The following is a 15,932-nucleotide window of genomic DNA, read 5'->3' as shown; positions in this document are numbered from 1 at the left end:
TTAAGGCTCCCGTCCCGTGAGCTCGTCGAGTCGGTCGAGGTACGCCTCGCGAGGCAGTTGGTAGGCGCCGCGGTAGTCGAGCTCGCCGGCGGCGAACGCGGCGGCCAGTTCGCGAGCGGCCGCCCGGGCGTCCGCCCGGGAGTCGTACGTCCGGGCGCTCGTGAGCTCCACGTCGGGTTCGAGGAAGAACTGGACGCGCCAGACGTCGGTCGAGCCGACCTCGGCTTCCCCCGGCGGGCGGTTCGGGGCGCCCGCCGCGACGTACAGCGTGGGGAGGCAGGCCGCCGGGAACCGCTCGGCGTCGAACACGTCGGGCCGGTAGGCGAGGATCCGCCGCCCGCCGGGCTCGTCGTTCCAGACGGTCCACCCCTCGGGCAACTCGTCGTCGGTCATGGCGAGTCGTTGGGTGCAAGTCGGTAAGTCGTTGGCGGTCGCCCGGGAGCGGCCCGTACTTAAACGGGAGAATCGCCACGGCTCCGAGCCCGACGGCGCGCGCGAGCGACGCCGACGACACACGCTAGTTCTTCTTTCATCTACTGATTGAATTAACTCCCTACAGTCTCGTTTAGAGGCAACAGTTATATGTTCTCTCGCCCCATCCATTAAATAGTATCGGTGGTAGCGATCCACACGGTACACGGTAGCACACAATCCCCCTTCACGTTCGCTCGATTCAGTCGCCCTCCGACGCCCGGCCGCCGTGAGAGGGGTGTGGGGATGGCACGCACATGAACTGCCAGCACGGGATCGGCCCGGACTCTCGCGGGACGGCGCGCACGCTCACGACGCCGACTGGAGCGGGCCGTCCATCTGGGCGCACGAACGCGGCCCGAGCGGGCCGCCAGAGCTTAGTAGGCGTGTGCCTACCACATACTCCGACCGAAGCGCAGTCGGTCGCTTCTCTCTCGGCTTTCCCACCGAACAAAACGTGATACAATGACGGAAACACTGGAAGAACTCAGCCAGCGATACCAGGAATCGATGCCCGAAGACCTCCGCGAGACCAAGTCGTTCGACTGGTACCTCGAAGAGGTGTACGCCGACCCGAAAGTCGCCCGCAACGCCCACCAGCGGGTCGCGGACATGTTCGACTACTACGGCACCGAGTACGACGAGGAGGCCGGCGTGGTCGAGTACCTGCTCGCCTCGGAGGACCCCCTCCACGACGGCGAGAACACCTTCTACGGCCACGAGATCCACCGCGCCATCCACGAGTTCGTCAACAAGGTCAAGTCGGGCGCACGCGGGCTCGGTCCCGAAAAGCGCATCAAGCTCCTGCTCGGCCCGGTCGGCTCCGGGAAGTCCGACTTCGACCGACAGGTCCGGACCTACTTCGAGGACTACACCCTCCGCGAGGAGGGCCGGATGTACACCTACCGGTGGACCAACCTCTGTGACGTGATCCACGATCAGGACCCCGCCGACGACGTGGTCCGGTCGCCGATGAACCAAGACCCGCTCGTGCTCCTCCCGGTCGAACAGCGCCAGCGGGTGGTCGAGGACCTCAACGAGAACCTCGATGCGCCCTACACCATCCAGAACGAGCAGTCGCTCGATCCCGCCTCGGCGTTCTACATGGACGAGTTGCTCGCCCACTACGACGACGACATCCAGCAGGTGCTCGAGAACCACGTCGAGGTGATCCGGCTGACCGCCGACGAGAACAAACGACAGGCGGTCGAGACGTTCGAGCCCAAAGACAAGAAAAATCAGGACGAGACCGAGCTGACCGGCGACGTCAACTACAGCAAGATCGCCATCTACGGCGAGTCCGACCCCCGGGCGTTCGACTACTCGGGGGCGTTCTGTAACGCCAACCGCGGCATCTTCAGCGGCGAGGAACTGTTGAAGCTCCAGCGGGAGTTCCTCTACGACTTCCTCCACGCGACCCAAGAGCAGACGATCAAACCCAAGAACAACCCCCGGATCGACATCGATCAGGTGATCGTCGGCCGGACGAACATGCCCGAGTACCGCGACAAGAAAGGCGACGAGAAGATGGAGGCGTTCAACGACCGCACCAAGCGGATCGACTTCCCGTACGTCCTGGAGTTCGAGGAGGAGGCCAACATCTACCGGAAGATGCTTGGCAACGCCGACGTGCCCGACGTCCACATCGAGCCCCACACCTTGGAGATGGCCGGGCTGTTCGGCGTGCTCACCCGCGTCGAGGAGCCAGACTCCGAGACGGTCGACTTACTCCAGAAGACCAAAGCGTACAACGGCGAGAGCGAGGAGAGCGACGAGGTCGACGTGAAGAAGCTCCGCGAGGAGGGCGAGGAGAGCGCCGACATCGGCGAGGGGATGGAGGGCGTCTCGGCCCGGTTCATCGGCGACGAGATCGCCGAGGCCATCATGAACTCCACCCACCGCGAGAAGGGCTTTCTGAGCCCGCTATCGGTGTTCAACCACTTCGAGGAGAACCTCGAGAACCACGGCTCGATCCCCGAGGAGAACTTCCAGACGTACTACCGCTACCTCGAGATGGTCCGCGAGGAGTACAAGGACCGGGCCATCGAGGACGTCCGTCACGCGCTGGCCTACGACATCGAGGAGATCCAGCGCCAGGGCGAGAAGTACATGGACCACGTCATGGCGTACATCGACGACGACACCGTCGAAGACGAGCTCACCGGCCGCGAGCAAGAGCCCGACGAGAGCTTCCTCCGGGCGGTCGAGGAGAAGCTCGACATCCCCCGCGACCGCAAGAACGACTTCCGCCAGGAAGTGAGCAACTGGGTCTCCCGGCGCGCACGCGAGGGGTCGCCGTTCGACCCCCAGGACAACGACCGACTGCGCCGCGCCCTCGAACGCAAGCTCTGGGAGGACAAGAAGCACAACATCAACTTCTCGGCGCTGGTGTCGGCCAACGAGATGGACGACGACGAACAGAACGCCTGGATAGACGCCCTGATCGACCAGGGGTACTCGCGGGAGGGGGCCAAGGAGGTGCTGGAGTTCGCCGGCGCCGAGGTCGCCCGCGCGGAGATGGAGGACTGACCGTGGCGACCGGCCACGACGACCGCCCGCACCGCGAGGACGCCGCCCGAACCGGGGACCGAGACCCCGTCGACGGCGAGACGTTCATCGAGGACGCCGATCGGGAGCTCAGAGAGACCTACGAGGAGCCCAAGGGGCTCGCGACGTTCGTCGAGGAGGCCTTCGAGAACCCGACGGTCGCCGCCCACGCGAGCAAGTACCTCCTCGAAGCCATCGAGTCGATGGGCACCCGGACCGTGATCGAGGAGGGCGAGGAAAAAGAGCGCTACCGGTTCTTCGACGATCCCGCCAACGACGGCGAGCACGCCATCCTCGGCAACACGGAAGTGCTCAACGCCTTCGTCGACGACCTCCGGTCGATCGCGGCCGAGCGGGGCAAAGCCGAGAAGATCATCTGGTTCGACGGCCCGACCGCGACCGGCAAGTCCGAGCTCAAGCGGTGTCTGGTCAACGGTCTCCGGGAGTTCTCGAAGACCGAGGCCGGCCGGCGTTACACCATGGAGTGGAACGTCGCAAGCGCCAGCGGCGGCCGGAGCCTCTCGTACGGCGAGGGCGGGGCCGCCACCGACGAGGAGAACTGGTACGCCAGCCCGGTCCAGTCGAACCCCCTGACCGTGTTCCCGCCGGCGGTCCGCGAGGAGATCCTCGCCGAGATCAACGCGCGGGTCGACGACCACATCGACGTGCGAGTCGACAGCGACCTCGATCCGTTCAGCCGCGAGGCCTACGAGTTCCTCGAAGAGCAGTACCGCCGGACCGGCGAGGACGACCTGTTCTCGGCGATCACCGACCCCAGCCACCTCCGGGTCAAAAACTACGTCGTGGACGTCGGTCAGGGGATCGGGGTGCTCCACTCGGAGGACTCGGGTCCGCCCAAAGAGCGCCTCGTCGGCTCGTGGATGCGCGGGATGTTGCAGGAGCTCGACTCCCGGGGACGCAAGAACCCCCAGGCGTTCAGCTACGACGGCGTGCTCTCGCAGGGCAACGGCCTGCTGACCATCGTCGAGGACGCCGCCCAGCACGCCGACCTGCTCCAGAAGCTGTTGAACGTCCCCGACGAGCAGACGGTGAAACTCGACAAGGGCATCCAGATGGACATCGACACCCAGCTCGTCATCATCTCGAACCCCGATCTGGAGGCCCAGCTCAATCAGCACGCCGACGCGGGCGGCGCCGACCCGCTGAAGGCGCTGAAGCGCCGGCTCGACCGCCGGCGGTTCAAGTACCTCACCAACCTGAGCCTCGAAGCCGAGCTCATCCGCCGGGAGCTGACCAACGAGACCGACGTCTGGCGGGCCGAAAGCTACGACGAGCTCGAGGGGCTGATCCGCGAGCCCCTCCGGGTCCGAGTCCGGAGCGACGGCGACGGCGTCGCCGAGCGCGAACTCGCGCCACACGCCGTCGAGGCCGCCGCGCTCTACAGCGTGGTGACTCGGCTCGACGGCGACGACGTGCCCGCGGGGCTCGACCTCGTGGACAAGGCGACGCTGTTCGATCGGGGGTACCTGCTCGACGGCGACGACCGGCTCGACAAAGACGACTTCGAGTTCGACGACGACGCCGCGGACGGCGAGGAGGGGATCCCGGTGACCTACACCCGGGACGGCATCGCCGACCTGCTCAACGACGAGAGCGACCGAGCCCACGCCGAGTACCCGGTCGAGGAAGTCATCATGCCCCGGGACATCCTCAACGCGATGGCCGAGGGGCTCTCGGACGCCCCCGTCTTCTCGACCGCCGAGCGCACCGAGTACGAGAACCGGCTCGTGCCCGTCAAAAACCACATCTTCCAGCGCCAGGAGGCGGACGTCCTCGACGCGATGATGCGCGAGAAGCGCGTCGACGAGGAGACCGTCGAGGAGTACGTCGAGCACGTCTACGCGTGGGCGACCGACGAGACCGTCGAGAACGACCGCGGCGAGCGCGTCGGCCCCGACGCCCTGAAGATGAAGGTGTTCGAGACCGAGCATCTGGGCCGGTTCGGTCCCGAGAGCTACGCCGCCGACCACGCCGCCTCGCCGGCGGTCGAGGAGTTCCGGCGCAACAAGGTGATCACCGCGCTGAACCGCCACGCGTGGCAGAGCCGCGACGAGGACTTCGAGGTCGGCGACATCGACCCCAAGGAGATACCGATCATCAAGACCGTGCTGGCGAACTACGACTGGGACGACGTCCGCCGGGTGTACGAGGACTTCGACCCCGACCAGTGGGCCGACCCGCCGAGCGACACCGAGACCGCGGCGCTGAAAGCCGAGACCATCGACAACATGGTCGAGCTGTTCGGCTACTCGCCGGCGTCGGCCGAACTGACCAGCCAACACGTCATGAGCCAGGTGAGCTACAAATGGGACTGAGAGAGGACCTCGAACGCTACCGGGAGGTCGGGGAGGCAAAGCGCGAGGATCTGGCGGAGTTCATCCAGTACGGCGATCTCGGCCAGAGCCTGCCCGACGAGATACAGATCCCGATCAAGATCGTCGACCTGCCCGAGTTCGCCTACGACCAACTCGATCAGGGCGGCGTCGGACAGGGCGAGCCCGACGTGGGCGACCCAGTGGGCCAACCCCAGCCCCAGCCCGGCGACGACGGCGAGGAGGGCGACGAGCCCGGCGAGGAGGGCGGCGAGCACGACTACTACGAGATGGACCCCGAGGAGTTCGCCGAGGAGCTCGACGACGAGCTCGGGCTCGATCTCGAACCGAAGGGCAAGGAGGTGATCGAGGAGAAAGAAGGCGACTTCACCGACATGACCCGGACGGGGCCCGACTCGACGCTCGACTTCGAGCGAATGTTCAAGGAGGGGCTCAAGCGGAAGCTCGCGATGGACTTCGACCCCGACTACGTCCGGGAGGCGCTGAAGATCGAGGGCTGGGGGCCCGACCGGGCGTTCGAGTGGGCCCGCGAGGAGAGCATCACCGTCTCGCGCCACTGGCTCGACGAGCAGTACGGCGCCCTCTCGGCCGAGGAGCGCACGACGTGGGCGAGCCTCGAGGAGATGGAGGCGAACACCCCCCGGCGGAGCGCCGCCCAGAAGATCCGCGAGGAGGGGATACGGCACGTCCCGTTCCGCAAGGAGGACGAGCGCTACCGCTACCCCGAGATCGTCGAGGAGCGCGAGAAGAACGTCGTGGTGGTCAACATCCGCGACGTGTCGGGGTCGATGCGCGAGAAGAAACGCGAGTTGGTCGAGCGCACCTTCACGCCGCTGGACTGGTACCTGACAGGCAAGTACGACAACGCGGAGTTCGTCTACATCGCCCACGACGCCGACGCGTGGGAGGTAGAGCGCGACGACTTCTTCGGCATCCGGTCGGGCGGGGGCACCAAGATCTCCTCGGCCTACGAGCTCGCGGCGGCGATCCTCGACGAGCGGTACCCGTGGGCCGAGTGGAACCGCTACGTGTTCGCGGCCGGCGACAGCGAGAACTCCCGGAACGACACGAGCGAGAACGTCATCCCGATGATGGAGGAGATCCCGGCGAACCTCCACGCCTACGTCGAGACCCAGCCCGACGGGAAGGCGATCAACGCGACTCACGCCGAGGAGGTCGACGAGCACTTCGGGGACTCGGACGAGGTGGCGGTCAGCTACGTCAACAGCCCCGAGGACGTGACCGACGCCATCTACGAGATACTCAGCACGGAGGCCGAATCGTGACCACCACGGAGACAGAGCCATGAGGGACCGACCCCGCACCCGGACGGCAGCCGAACAGCTCGACGAACCCGCCGCGGAGGCCCGGAATCTCGCGATGAAGCTCGGGCTCGACCCCTACGACGTCAACTACTGGGTGGTCGACTACGACGAGATGAACGAGCTCATCGCGTACAACGGCTTCCAGGAGCGATACCCCCACTGGCGGTGGGGGATGCAGTACGACCGCCAGCAAAAGCAGGGCCAGTACACCGGCGGGAAGGCGTTCGAGATCGTCATCAACGACGACCCCTCTCACGCCTTCCTCCAGGAGTCGAACGCGCTGGCCGACCAGAAGGCGGTCATCACCCACGTCGAGGCCCACTCGGACTTCTTCGCGAACAACGAGTGGTACGGCATGTTCGCAGAGGACCTCGACGCCGCCGCGATGCTCGAACGCCACGCCCGGCGCATCGAGTCGTACATGACCGACCCCGAGATCGATCGGGAGGCCGTCGAGCGCTGGATCGACAGCGTGCTCTGTCTGGAGGACAACATCGACCAGCACCAGCCGTTCAAGCGCCAGTTCGAGCGCGCCGACGACGAGGAGTTCGAGGACGACGAGCTCGCCGAGCGGCTCGATGAGATGGACCTGAGCGAGGAGGTCAAACGCCAGGTGTTCGACGAGGAATGGGTCAAAGCCCAGTCGGAGGACGCCGACCTCGACGAACCCGAGATGGACGTGCTTGCCTTCCTCCGAGACCACGGCAAGGCCTTCGACGGCGAGACGGGCAAGGCCGTCGAGATGGAGGAGTGGCAACGCGAGATCTTAGAGATGCTCCGGGCAGAGTCGTACTACTTCGCGGCCCAGAAGCTCACGAAGGTGATGAACGAGGGGTGGGCCGCCTACTGGGAGTCGATGATGATGGGCGAGGAGACGTTCGCGGGCGACGACGAGTTTCTCAGCTACGCCGACCACCAGGCCCGGGTGCTCAACTCCCCCGGGCTCAACCCCTACAAGCTCGGCAAGGAGCTGTGGGAGTACATCGAGAACACCGAGAACCGCCGGGAGGTGTGTCGGAAGCTCCTGCGGGTCGAGGGGATCACCTGGCGGAACTTCCACGACACCGTCGACTTCGATCGGGTTCAGGAGCTTCTGGCGCCCGATCCCGCGCTCGACCGAATCACGCCCGAGACGCTCGCGGACCTGCGCGACCTGCCGGCCGAGAAGATCGACGAGGCGGCCCTCGACCGCGCGGCGGCCGGCGACCTAGACGTCGCGGAGTACCCCTGGAAGGTGCTCGACTACGAGGGGCTGGCCGAGCGACACTTCTCGCTTTGCAAGCCCCAGAATCGGGGGTTCCTCAGGTCGGTCTCCCAGCAGGACCTCGAACAGTTCGCGCGCTACCTGCTCGACGACGCCAGATACGACTCGATCGAAGCGGCGATCGCAGCCGTCGACTACGCCGCCGGCTGGGACAAGCTCCGGGAGATCCGCGAGAGCCACAACGACGTGACGTTCCTCGACGGCTATCTCACCCAGGAGTTCGTCACGGACAACGAGTATTTCACCTACGAGTTCAGCCAGACCACCGGCGACTACCGGGTCGCGAGCACCGACTACGAGGACGTCAAGAAGAAGCTGATGTTGCAGTTCACCAACTTCGGCAAGCCCACCATCGCGGTGTACGACGGCAACTACAACAACCGCAACGAGCTCCTGTTGGGCCACCACTACAACGGCGTGATGCTCGACGTGGAGCAGGCAAAACGCACCCTCGAACGGGTGTTCGACCTGTGGGGCCGGCCGGTGAACCTCAAGACCATCGTGAAAGAGATCGACGACCGGGACGCCGAGATCGCCCGGCGCCGGGACCGCGAGCCAGAGCCCGAAGAGCAGGGCAAGCTCCTGCGCTACGACGGCGAGCAGTTCACGATGGAGGACCTGCCGTGGAGCGAGGTCGAGGAGATCGCGGCGACCGAGGTCGACTACGACACCAAGCCCGAGGAGTGGCTGGCCTGATCGGCGGGGCGCGAACGCCGTCCGGACCCCGCGAGTCCGGCCCCGACGCGCGAGGACGCGAACGCCGTCATGAGACCGTCGAGGGAACGTCGATCCGATTTTTCACGATCGCCTGCCGGGAGGCGTCGAGTTGCTCAGTCACGGCCTCGGGGATCGCCGAGCCGATCTCGCTCCCGTAGACGGCGCGGACGCCGCCTTCGAGGAGCCCGAGGGCGTTGACGGTCCCGACCCGGAACTCGAACTTGCCCTCGACGAGACTCGTGATCGAGCGGTACACCGCTGTGTCGACCTGCTTGACCATGCTCGCGAGGATCACGTCGCTGTACTCGGGCACGCTGACCGACTGATCGTTGTCCACGCCGATCGCGAACCGACCGTGGTCCTGGGCAGCCCGAAAGACTCCGACGCCGGTCGCGCCGGCGGCGTGGTAGACGATGTCGGCCCCGTCGCTGTACATCTGAGCGGCCAGTTCCCGGCCGGTCTCGGGGTCGCTGAACCCGCCCGCGTAGGCGCTTTCGACCGTGACCGCCTCGTCGGCGTGTGTCGCGCCGGCGCGAAACCCGGCCTCGAACTTCTCGACGAGCGGTGCCTCGACGCCGCCGACGAACCCGACTCTCCGCTCGTCGGTCGTCTCGCCCGCGCCGGCGCTGAACTCCCGGCCGGTCAGGAGACCGGCGAGGTGGCCGACCTGAAACGATCCCTGGTGTTCGCGGAACACGAAGTTCGCGACGTTCGACAGCGGTTCCCCGTCGTCGGTCGCGACGCCGTCGACGAGCAGAAACTGCTGGTCGGCGTATTCGGTGGCGTTGGCGACGATGCCGTCGGTCTGTGCGAACCCGATCCCACAGACCAGATCGTAACCGGGGTCGGTCGCGGCCGCGAACTCCCGCTGGAACTGCTCGATCTCGGTCGACGACGACGGTTCGGCGTTGTCGAAGTCGATGCCGAAGGTCTCGCTGGCGCGTCGGATCCCGGCGTTGGCCATGTCGTTGAACGAGTCGTCGTCGAGCCCGCCCGTCGCGTACACCATCCCGATTCGCGCGTCCGGATTACGTTCGAGCGTGGGGGTCGTCTGTCGCGACGTCGACTCGGTCGGCGTCGAGGCGCCGCGAGTCGTCGCCTCCTCGCGGGCATCGTTCCCGGAGCAACCGGCGAGTCCCGCGGTCGCGACGACGCCCAGTCTGCGGAGCAGGCGGCGTCGGGAAGCCGATCTGGGTGCGTCGGTCATCGGTGCACCACCGTACGGTCGGACGACCCGTCGCCGGCCCGGTCGTCGTCGAGATCGAACTGATCGAGCAGGTCGCTGAGCCGGTCGGCCCGACTCGCGAGATCCTCGACCGTCGAGGATACTTCGGTCAGCGACGCGGTCTGCTCCTCGGCGGCCGCAGAGACGGTCTCGGCTTCGGCTGTCGTCTCCTCGCTGACGCTGGAAACGTCTTCGACCGTCGCGACGACCTCCTGAACTGACTCGGCCTGGGTCTCGGTCGCGCGGCTGATCTCCTGGATGCTCTCGTTGGTCTCGGAGACGTCGTCGACCAACTGTTCGAGGGCCTCCAACGCGGTCTCGACGGTCTCGGTGCCGTCGGAGACGCTGGTCCGAGTCTCGGCCATCTCCGCGACGGTGGTTTCGGTCTGGTCGCGGACCCGTTCGATGGAGCCGCCGATCCGGTCGGTTGCGTCTTGGGTCTGCTCAGCGAGGCTCTTGACCTCCTCGGCGACGACCGCGAAGCCCTCGCCAGCCTCGCCGGCGCGGGCGGCCTCGATCGAGGCGTTGAGCGCGAGGACGTGGGTCTGTTCGGCGATATCGGTCACGAACGCCACCACCTCCTCGATCTCGGCGACCTCCTCGCGGAGTCGTTCGACGGCCTCCGCGGTCCGTTCGGTTCGGGACTCGATGCTGTCGAGTTCTTCGATTGCGTTCTCGGCGGCCTCTCGGCCGGCTTCGCCCTCGTCGGCGGCCGCCTCGGCCCGCTGGGCCACCGTCTCGGTCGAGGAAGCGACCTCCTCGACGGTCGCCGAGAGGTCGCTCATCTCCTCGCTGGTCCGCTGGAGGTCGCGGTTCTGTCGGGTCGCCCCGTCCGAGATCTCCTGTACCGACTCGGCAACCTCCTGGCTCGCGCGCTCGATCTCCGCGATACCGTCGGTGGCCTGCTCGCTCACGGCGGCGACGTCGCGGCTGAACGCTCGGACCTCCTCGATCGTCTCGGTCAGCTCGTCCAGCATCCGGTTGTACGAGCTGGCAATCTGTGCCATCGCCTCGTTGTCGGCGTCGGCGTCCATGCGCCGCGAGAGGTCGCCCGCCGCGCAGGCACGCATCACTTCGCTGTAGCTGTCGGCCCGGCGTTCGAGGCGGTCGTTGAGCTGTTCGGCCCGTTCGCGCGCCTGCTGGGCCTGCTCGCGCTCGCGTGCGGCGTCCTCGCGGGCCGACTCGGCGTCCTCGCGGGCCGACTCGGCCTCTCGAATCTTCTCCGTGATCGAGTCGCGCATGCTGTCGAACGCGGCGTACAGCTGACCGAGTTCGTCGATACGACTGCTTTCGAGGTCGGTATCGAAGTTCCCGCGTTCGATCTCCTTGGCCTTCGCGGTCAGCTCCTTCAGCGTCGTGGTCGTCTGTCGTTCGAAGACAACCGACACCACGCCGAGCGCGAGAACCGCCGCGAGAATCGTCGTGAGGAGACTGGTGCCGACCTGATCGCGAATGGCGAACGCGCTCGCCTTGGGAGCGTAGGAGACGACGATCCAGTCGGACCCGAGGACCGACGCTTTGTCGGCTACGAACTCCTCGGTGTTCACGAAGCCGTCCGCAACGTTTTGAACGGCGGTCGCGCCCGAGAGCGCCCCGTCGAGCCGGCGGTCGCCCGTGTTGAACACCTCCTCGCCGCCGCGGTTGTAGACGACCGTCTGGCCGTCCTCGACGGGCTGGTGGAGCCCGTTGACCTGTTGGGAGATGTCGGCGGTCAGCACCACCGCCCGCTCGTCCTTGTCGGGGACGCGGCTCACGAACGCGACGACCCGCCCGTCGCCGTCGGTCGCGTTGTACGGGTTGCTCGAAACGAACACGTCACGAGGGCGTTCGAGGTCGTCTCCGAGGTCGGCACTCGCCCACGAAACGCCCGACTCCCGGAGGTTGGTCCCGGTCGCCCCGTCGGCCGTGCTCACTCTGATCTCCCAGGAGGTGGTGTTGACGAAGTGGACGGCCCGAACGTCCTCGGGCAGTGTCGGCTCCTGGGACTCCAAGTAGTACTCGACGCCCCGCTCGTTGTACGTGCGGAACGCCTGAGCCTGCGAGAGCGTTCGGGTCAGCGTGCGCTTGCTCTGGACCCACTCGCCGAGCTGGCTCGCCTGCAGGTCGGCGGTCGAACTGATCCGGTTTTCGACGCTCTCGCTCAGTTCCGCGGTCGTCGACGCGTAGTTGAACGCGCCGACGGTGCCGGTCACCAGGATCACGATCAGGACGACCGCAAAGAACTTCCCGGCGAACGTCCGTCTGAGGACGTCGGGAACCGCTTCGGTCGGGAGCCGCTCTGCCAGCGATCGCCCCGCTCGCGAGAGTGGCCCGGACGAGTCTATCTGTCGCTTCTGCGAAGGGTCACTTCCCATATCGGTCCCGGATCACCCGACCGGGATAAGAGTTCCGCGATAGAAAGTGGAATTTAATTCATGTTAATAGAAATTTTATGTATATTTTTGTTCATAATATACGTGCCAGCGAGCGAAATCGAGGATGCGTCCGTCTCGCGCCGAGCCGCCGAGCCGCGGTAGCGACATCCCCCGAGGACGTTCAGTGATCGACGCCGCGACGGATCGTCGGGACTCCCGACGAAGACCGAGATGAAAGAGCGGGGGACGCCGATCGCGGCCCGACTACGGATGAAGCGACTCGTGAACCCGAGTCTGCGTCTGTCCGCGGCCGAGACGAGCGGCTTCCACAGCGATACATATGTACGGACTCGCGATAAATTAGCGAGTACGCCGATGGAATCGTACGCCGACCGAATTCGTGTCCTCTGTGTCGACGCCGACCGCGCGGCCGAGACCGCGAGGGCCCTCGAACGCGAGACCGACCGGTTCAGCGTCGAGTCCGCGGCCGGCGCGAGCGAGGCGCTCGACCGGCTCGGGGCGGCGTCGTTCGACTGCGTCGTCAGCGGGCTCGAACTGCCGGACGGTGACGCCCTCGGGCTCCGCGACGCCGTCCGGGCCGAGTACCCCGACCTCCCGTTCGTCGTGTTCGCCGACGCCGGGAGCGAGCAGGCGGTCGCCGACGCGCTCGCGGCCGGCGTCGACGACTTCGTACACCGACCCGCCGGGAGCGCCGGCTACACGCTACTCGCGAAGCGTGTTCTGGACGCCGTCGAGCGGGGCGAGCGCGAGCACCGACTGGAGCGAACGAGCAGGCGGTTCGACGCGGTGTTCGACAACCCCGTCTCGTTCATGGGAATCCTCGACCTCGACGGCACCGTCCAGCGCGCGAACGAGACCGCCCGGGCGTTCGGCGACGTGACCGCCGCGGAAGTCGAGGGCGAACCGTTCGCCGAGACGCCGTGGTGGAACCACTCCGAGGCGATGCAGGCCGACCTCCGGGAGTGGATCGACCGGGCCGCAGACGGGGAGTTCGTCCGCTACGAGGCCGACCACTACGACGCCGACGGCAACCGGCTCACCATCGACGGGACGCTCTACCCCGTGACCGACGCCGACGGGGAGCCGACCGCCATCGTCGCCGCCGGCCGGGACGTCAGCGAGCGGACCGAGTACGAGCGACACCTCCGGCGGATCCACGACGTCATCGCCGACACCGACCGGTCGTTCGACGAGCAGGTCGGGGCGCTGCTCGATATCGGGCGCGACGCCCTCGGAACGTCGTACGGCACGCTCTCGGACGTCCGAGGCGACGAGTACGTCTACGAGGTCGTGCGATCGCCCGACGATAGCGTCCGGGCCGGCGACACGGTCCCGCTGTCGTCGACGAACTGCGAGCGGTCGGTCGCGACCGAGCAGACGCTCGTGCTCTCGAACGTCGCTGAGGACGCCCCCGAACTGACCGATCGGGCGGGGTACACGGAGCAGGGAATCTCGTGCTACCTCGGCGCGCCGGTCAGCGTCGACGGCGAGGTGTACGGGACGTTCTGTTTCTACGACGACCAGCCCCGCGAGACGGAGTTCTCCGAGTGGGACGTGACGCTCGTCGACCTGATGAGCCAGTGGGTGGGCTACGAGCTCACCCGCCAGCGCGCTCGCGAGCGACTCGAACGCCAGAACGAGCGGCTCAACGAGTTCGCGAGCGTCGTCTCCCACGACCTCCGCAACCCCCTGAACGTCGCGCAGGGGCGACTCGAAGTCGCGACCGAGAGCTGTGACAGCGACCACCTCGACGCGGTCGCGCGGTCGCTCGACCGGATGGAGTCGCTCGTCGAGGATCTGTTGGCGCTGGCCCGGGAGGGCGAGGCGGCGACCGACCCCGAGCCGATCGAGGTCGCCGACCTCGCCGAGGCGAGCTGGCGGACCGTCGACACGGCCGACGCGACGCTCTCGATCGAGACCGACCGGACCGTCCGGGCCGACCGGGGCCGGCTCAAGCAACTGCTCGAAAACCTCGTCCGGAACGCGGTCGAGCACGGGGGTACGGACGAACGGCGCCCGGAGGGCCCCGAGGACGCCCCCGAGCGGGGCGGTGACGGCGTGGCGATCACGATCGGCGACCTCGGCGACGGCTTCTACGTCGAAGACGACGGCGAGGGCATCCCGGCCGACGACCGCGAGGCCGCGTTCGAGTTCGGGTTCTCGACCGCCCGAGACGGAACGGGCTTCGGGCTCGCGATCGTCGAGGACGTCGCCGAGGCCCACGGCTGGAGCGTCAGCGTGACCGAGGGGGCCGACGGCGGCGCGCGGTTCGAAATCACCGGCGTCGAGTGACCCGACGACTACCAGGCGTACTCTTCGCGCGGGTCGACGTCGTCGCGCTCGCTGTCGTAGATCAGGTCGCCTTCGAGGAACACCTGTCGGGCGTCCGAGTCGAGATCGAACATCGGGCCGTCCCAGACGACGACGTCGGCGTCGGTGCCGGCTTCGAGCGTGCCGACTCGGTCGTCGATGCCCAGAATCTCGGCGGGGTTGCGAGTGACGGTCGCCAGCGCGTCCTCGGCGGGGAGCCCCTCGCGGACCGCCAGCCCGACGCAGACGTCGAGGTGCTCCTGGGGGAGCACCGGCGCGTCGGTCTGGATCGCGACTTTCACGCCGGCCTCGTGGAGGATGCCGGGCGTCTCGAAGGTGATGTTTCGGAGTTCGTACTTGCTCGCCGACGAGATCGACGGCCCGACGACCGCGGGCACGTCCCGAGCGGCGAACTCCTCGGCGAGGACGTGGCCCTCGGTGGCGTGTTCGATCGAGAGGTCCTCGATGCCGAACTCGTCGGCGATCCGGAACACGGTGGCGATGTCGTCGGCGCGGTGGGCGTGGACCCGAAGCGGGAGGTCGCCCTCGACGACGCGGGCGAGGTTCTCCATCCCGAGGTCGCGGTCGAACGGCTCGCCTTCCTCGCGGGCGTTCGCGCGGCGCTCGACGTAGTCTTCGGCGTCCATCAGCGCCTGACGGAGCTTGGCGGCGATGCCCGGCCGGGTGACCGGTTCCCGGTCTTTTTGCTCGCCGTGGAACCGCTTTGGGTTCTCGCCCATCGCGGCCTTCATCCCGTCCTCGCGAACGAGCATCTCGTCGGCCACGTCGCCGTAGGTCTTCATCGAGCAGATGATCCCGCCGACGACGTTCCCGCTCCCCATCCGGGCGCTGACGGTCGTCACCCCGCCCTGAAACGCGTGCTGGAGTTCCTCGTCGCGGGGGTGGAAGCCGTCCAGCGCGTTGACGTGGGGCGTGATCGGGTCGGTCCCCTCGTTGACGTCGCCGTCCTCGGGTTCGCCCCACTCGCCCATCCCGGCGTGGCTGTGGGCCTCGACGAGGCCGGGCGTGACGTGGCGCCCGCCGGCGTCTACGACCTCGGCGTCGTCGGGCACGTCCACGTCTGCGCCGGCCGCGACGATCTCGCCGTCCTCGAACAGGACCGCACCGTCCTCGACGGTCCCTGCCTCCGTGAGAGTGTGGACCGTTCCGTTGACAATTGCTTTCACGGCTCGTACCAGCGACGATCGAAGTATCAGTATTTCGGTTCGAAACAGTCGGACCCGAGACGCCGCGACGTGTCCGGACGGAGAGCGGTCGCGAACGGGAACGCCCCGCCGACTCCGGCGCCGGTCGCCGAACGCGGCGCCGGAAGGTCTCACGGAT

At 67.1% G+C, this 15,932-nt stretch carries 9 protein-coding genes; 5 read left to right on the top strand and 4 right to left on the bottom strand.

Annotation, left to right across the window (positions count from 1 at the left end):
* Complete coding sequence (locus EPL04_RS10410; RefSeq protein WP_134671281.1) at positions 1 to 393, bottom strand: DUF5820 family protein; 393 nt, start codon at positions 391 to 393, stop codon at positions 1 to 3.
* 543 nt (positions 394 to 936) lie between these two features.
* Here EPL04_RS10410 and EPL04_RS10405 point away from each other — a divergent pair.
* The 4 genes from EPL04_RS10405 (at position 937) to EPL04_RS10390 (ending at position 8,657) form a co-directional block, all read left to right on the top strand.
* Positions 937 to 3,000, top strand: coding sequence for a PrkA family serine protein kinase (locus EPL04_RS10405; protein WP_134671280.1), 2,064 nt, complete (start codon positions 937 to 939; stop codon positions 2,998 to 3,000).
* Between the two features lie 86 nt (positions 3,001 to 3,086).
* Positions 3,087 to 5,354, top strand: coding sequence for a PrkA family serine protein kinase (locus tag EPL04_RS10400; protein ID WP_245154557.1), 2,268 nt, complete (start codon positions 3,087 to 3,089; stop codon positions 5,352 to 5,354).
* Positions 5,345 to 6,658 (top strand): YeaH/YhbH family protein, encoded by a 1,314-nt coding sequence (locus tag EPL04_RS10395; RefSeq protein WP_134671278.1) that lies wholly within the window; start codon positions 5,345 to 5,347, stop codon positions 6,656 to 6,658. The genes EPL04_RS10400 and EPL04_RS10395 overlap by 10 nt, the downstream gene beginning before the upstream one ends.
* A gap of 19 nt (positions 6,659 to 6,677) precedes the next feature.
* On the top strand, positions 6,678 to 8,657 hold the full coding sequence (locus EPL04_RS10390) for a SpoVR family protein (protein ID WP_134671277.1): 1,980 nt from the start codon (positions 6,678 to 6,680) through the stop codon (positions 8,655 to 8,657).
* A 67-nt stretch (positions 8,658 to 8,724) separates the two neighbouring features.
* Here the strand turns inward: EPL04_RS10390 and EPL04_RS10385 are convergent, their stop codons facing one another.
* Positions 8,725 to 9,885 (bottom strand): BMP family lipoprotein, encoded by a 1,161-nt coding sequence (locus EPL04_RS10385; protein WP_134671276.1) that lies wholly within the window; start codon positions 9,883 to 9,885, stop codon positions 8,725 to 8,727.
* The gene (locus EPL04_RS10380) at positions 9,882 to 12,257 is read right to left on the bottom strand and encodes a methyl-accepting chemotaxis protein (protein ID WP_134671275.1); all 2,376 of its coding nucleotides are present in this window, start codon (positions 12,255 to 12,257) and stop codon (positions 9,882 to 9,884) included. The genes EPL04_RS10385 and EPL04_RS10380 overlap by 4 nt, the downstream gene beginning before the upstream one ends.
* A 375-nt stretch (positions 12,258 to 12,632) precedes the next feature.
* Between EPL04_RS10380 and EPL04_RS10375 the strand changes: the two genes are divergently transcribed.
* Positions 12,633 to 14,570: a hybrid sensor histidine kinase/response regulator gene (locus tag EPL04_RS10375; protein ID WP_167599456.1), complete on the top strand. Its 1,938-nt coding sequence runs from the start codon at positions 12,633 to 12,635 to the stop codon at positions 14,568 to 14,570.
* Between the two features lie 8 nt (positions 14,571 to 14,578).
* On the opposite strand, the gene EPL04_RS10370 is transcribed toward EPL04_RS10375, so the two are convergent.
* Complete coding sequence (locus tag EPL04_RS10370) at positions 14,579 to 15,775, bottom strand: amidohydrolase (RefSeq protein WP_134671273.1); 1,197 nt, start codon at positions 15,773 to 15,775, stop codon at positions 14,579 to 14,581.
* Between the last annotated feature and the right edge of the window lie 157 nt (positions 15,776 to 15,932).

This window comes from Halorussus marinus (assembly GCF_004521895.1).
Taxonomy (GTDB): domain Archaea; phylum Halobacteriota; class Halobacteria; order Halobacteriales; family Haladaptataceae; genus Halorussus; species Halorussus marinus.
The sequence above is the reverse complement of the archived record's forward strand: the minus strand, read 5'-3'. Positions and strand labels throughout refer to the sequence as shown.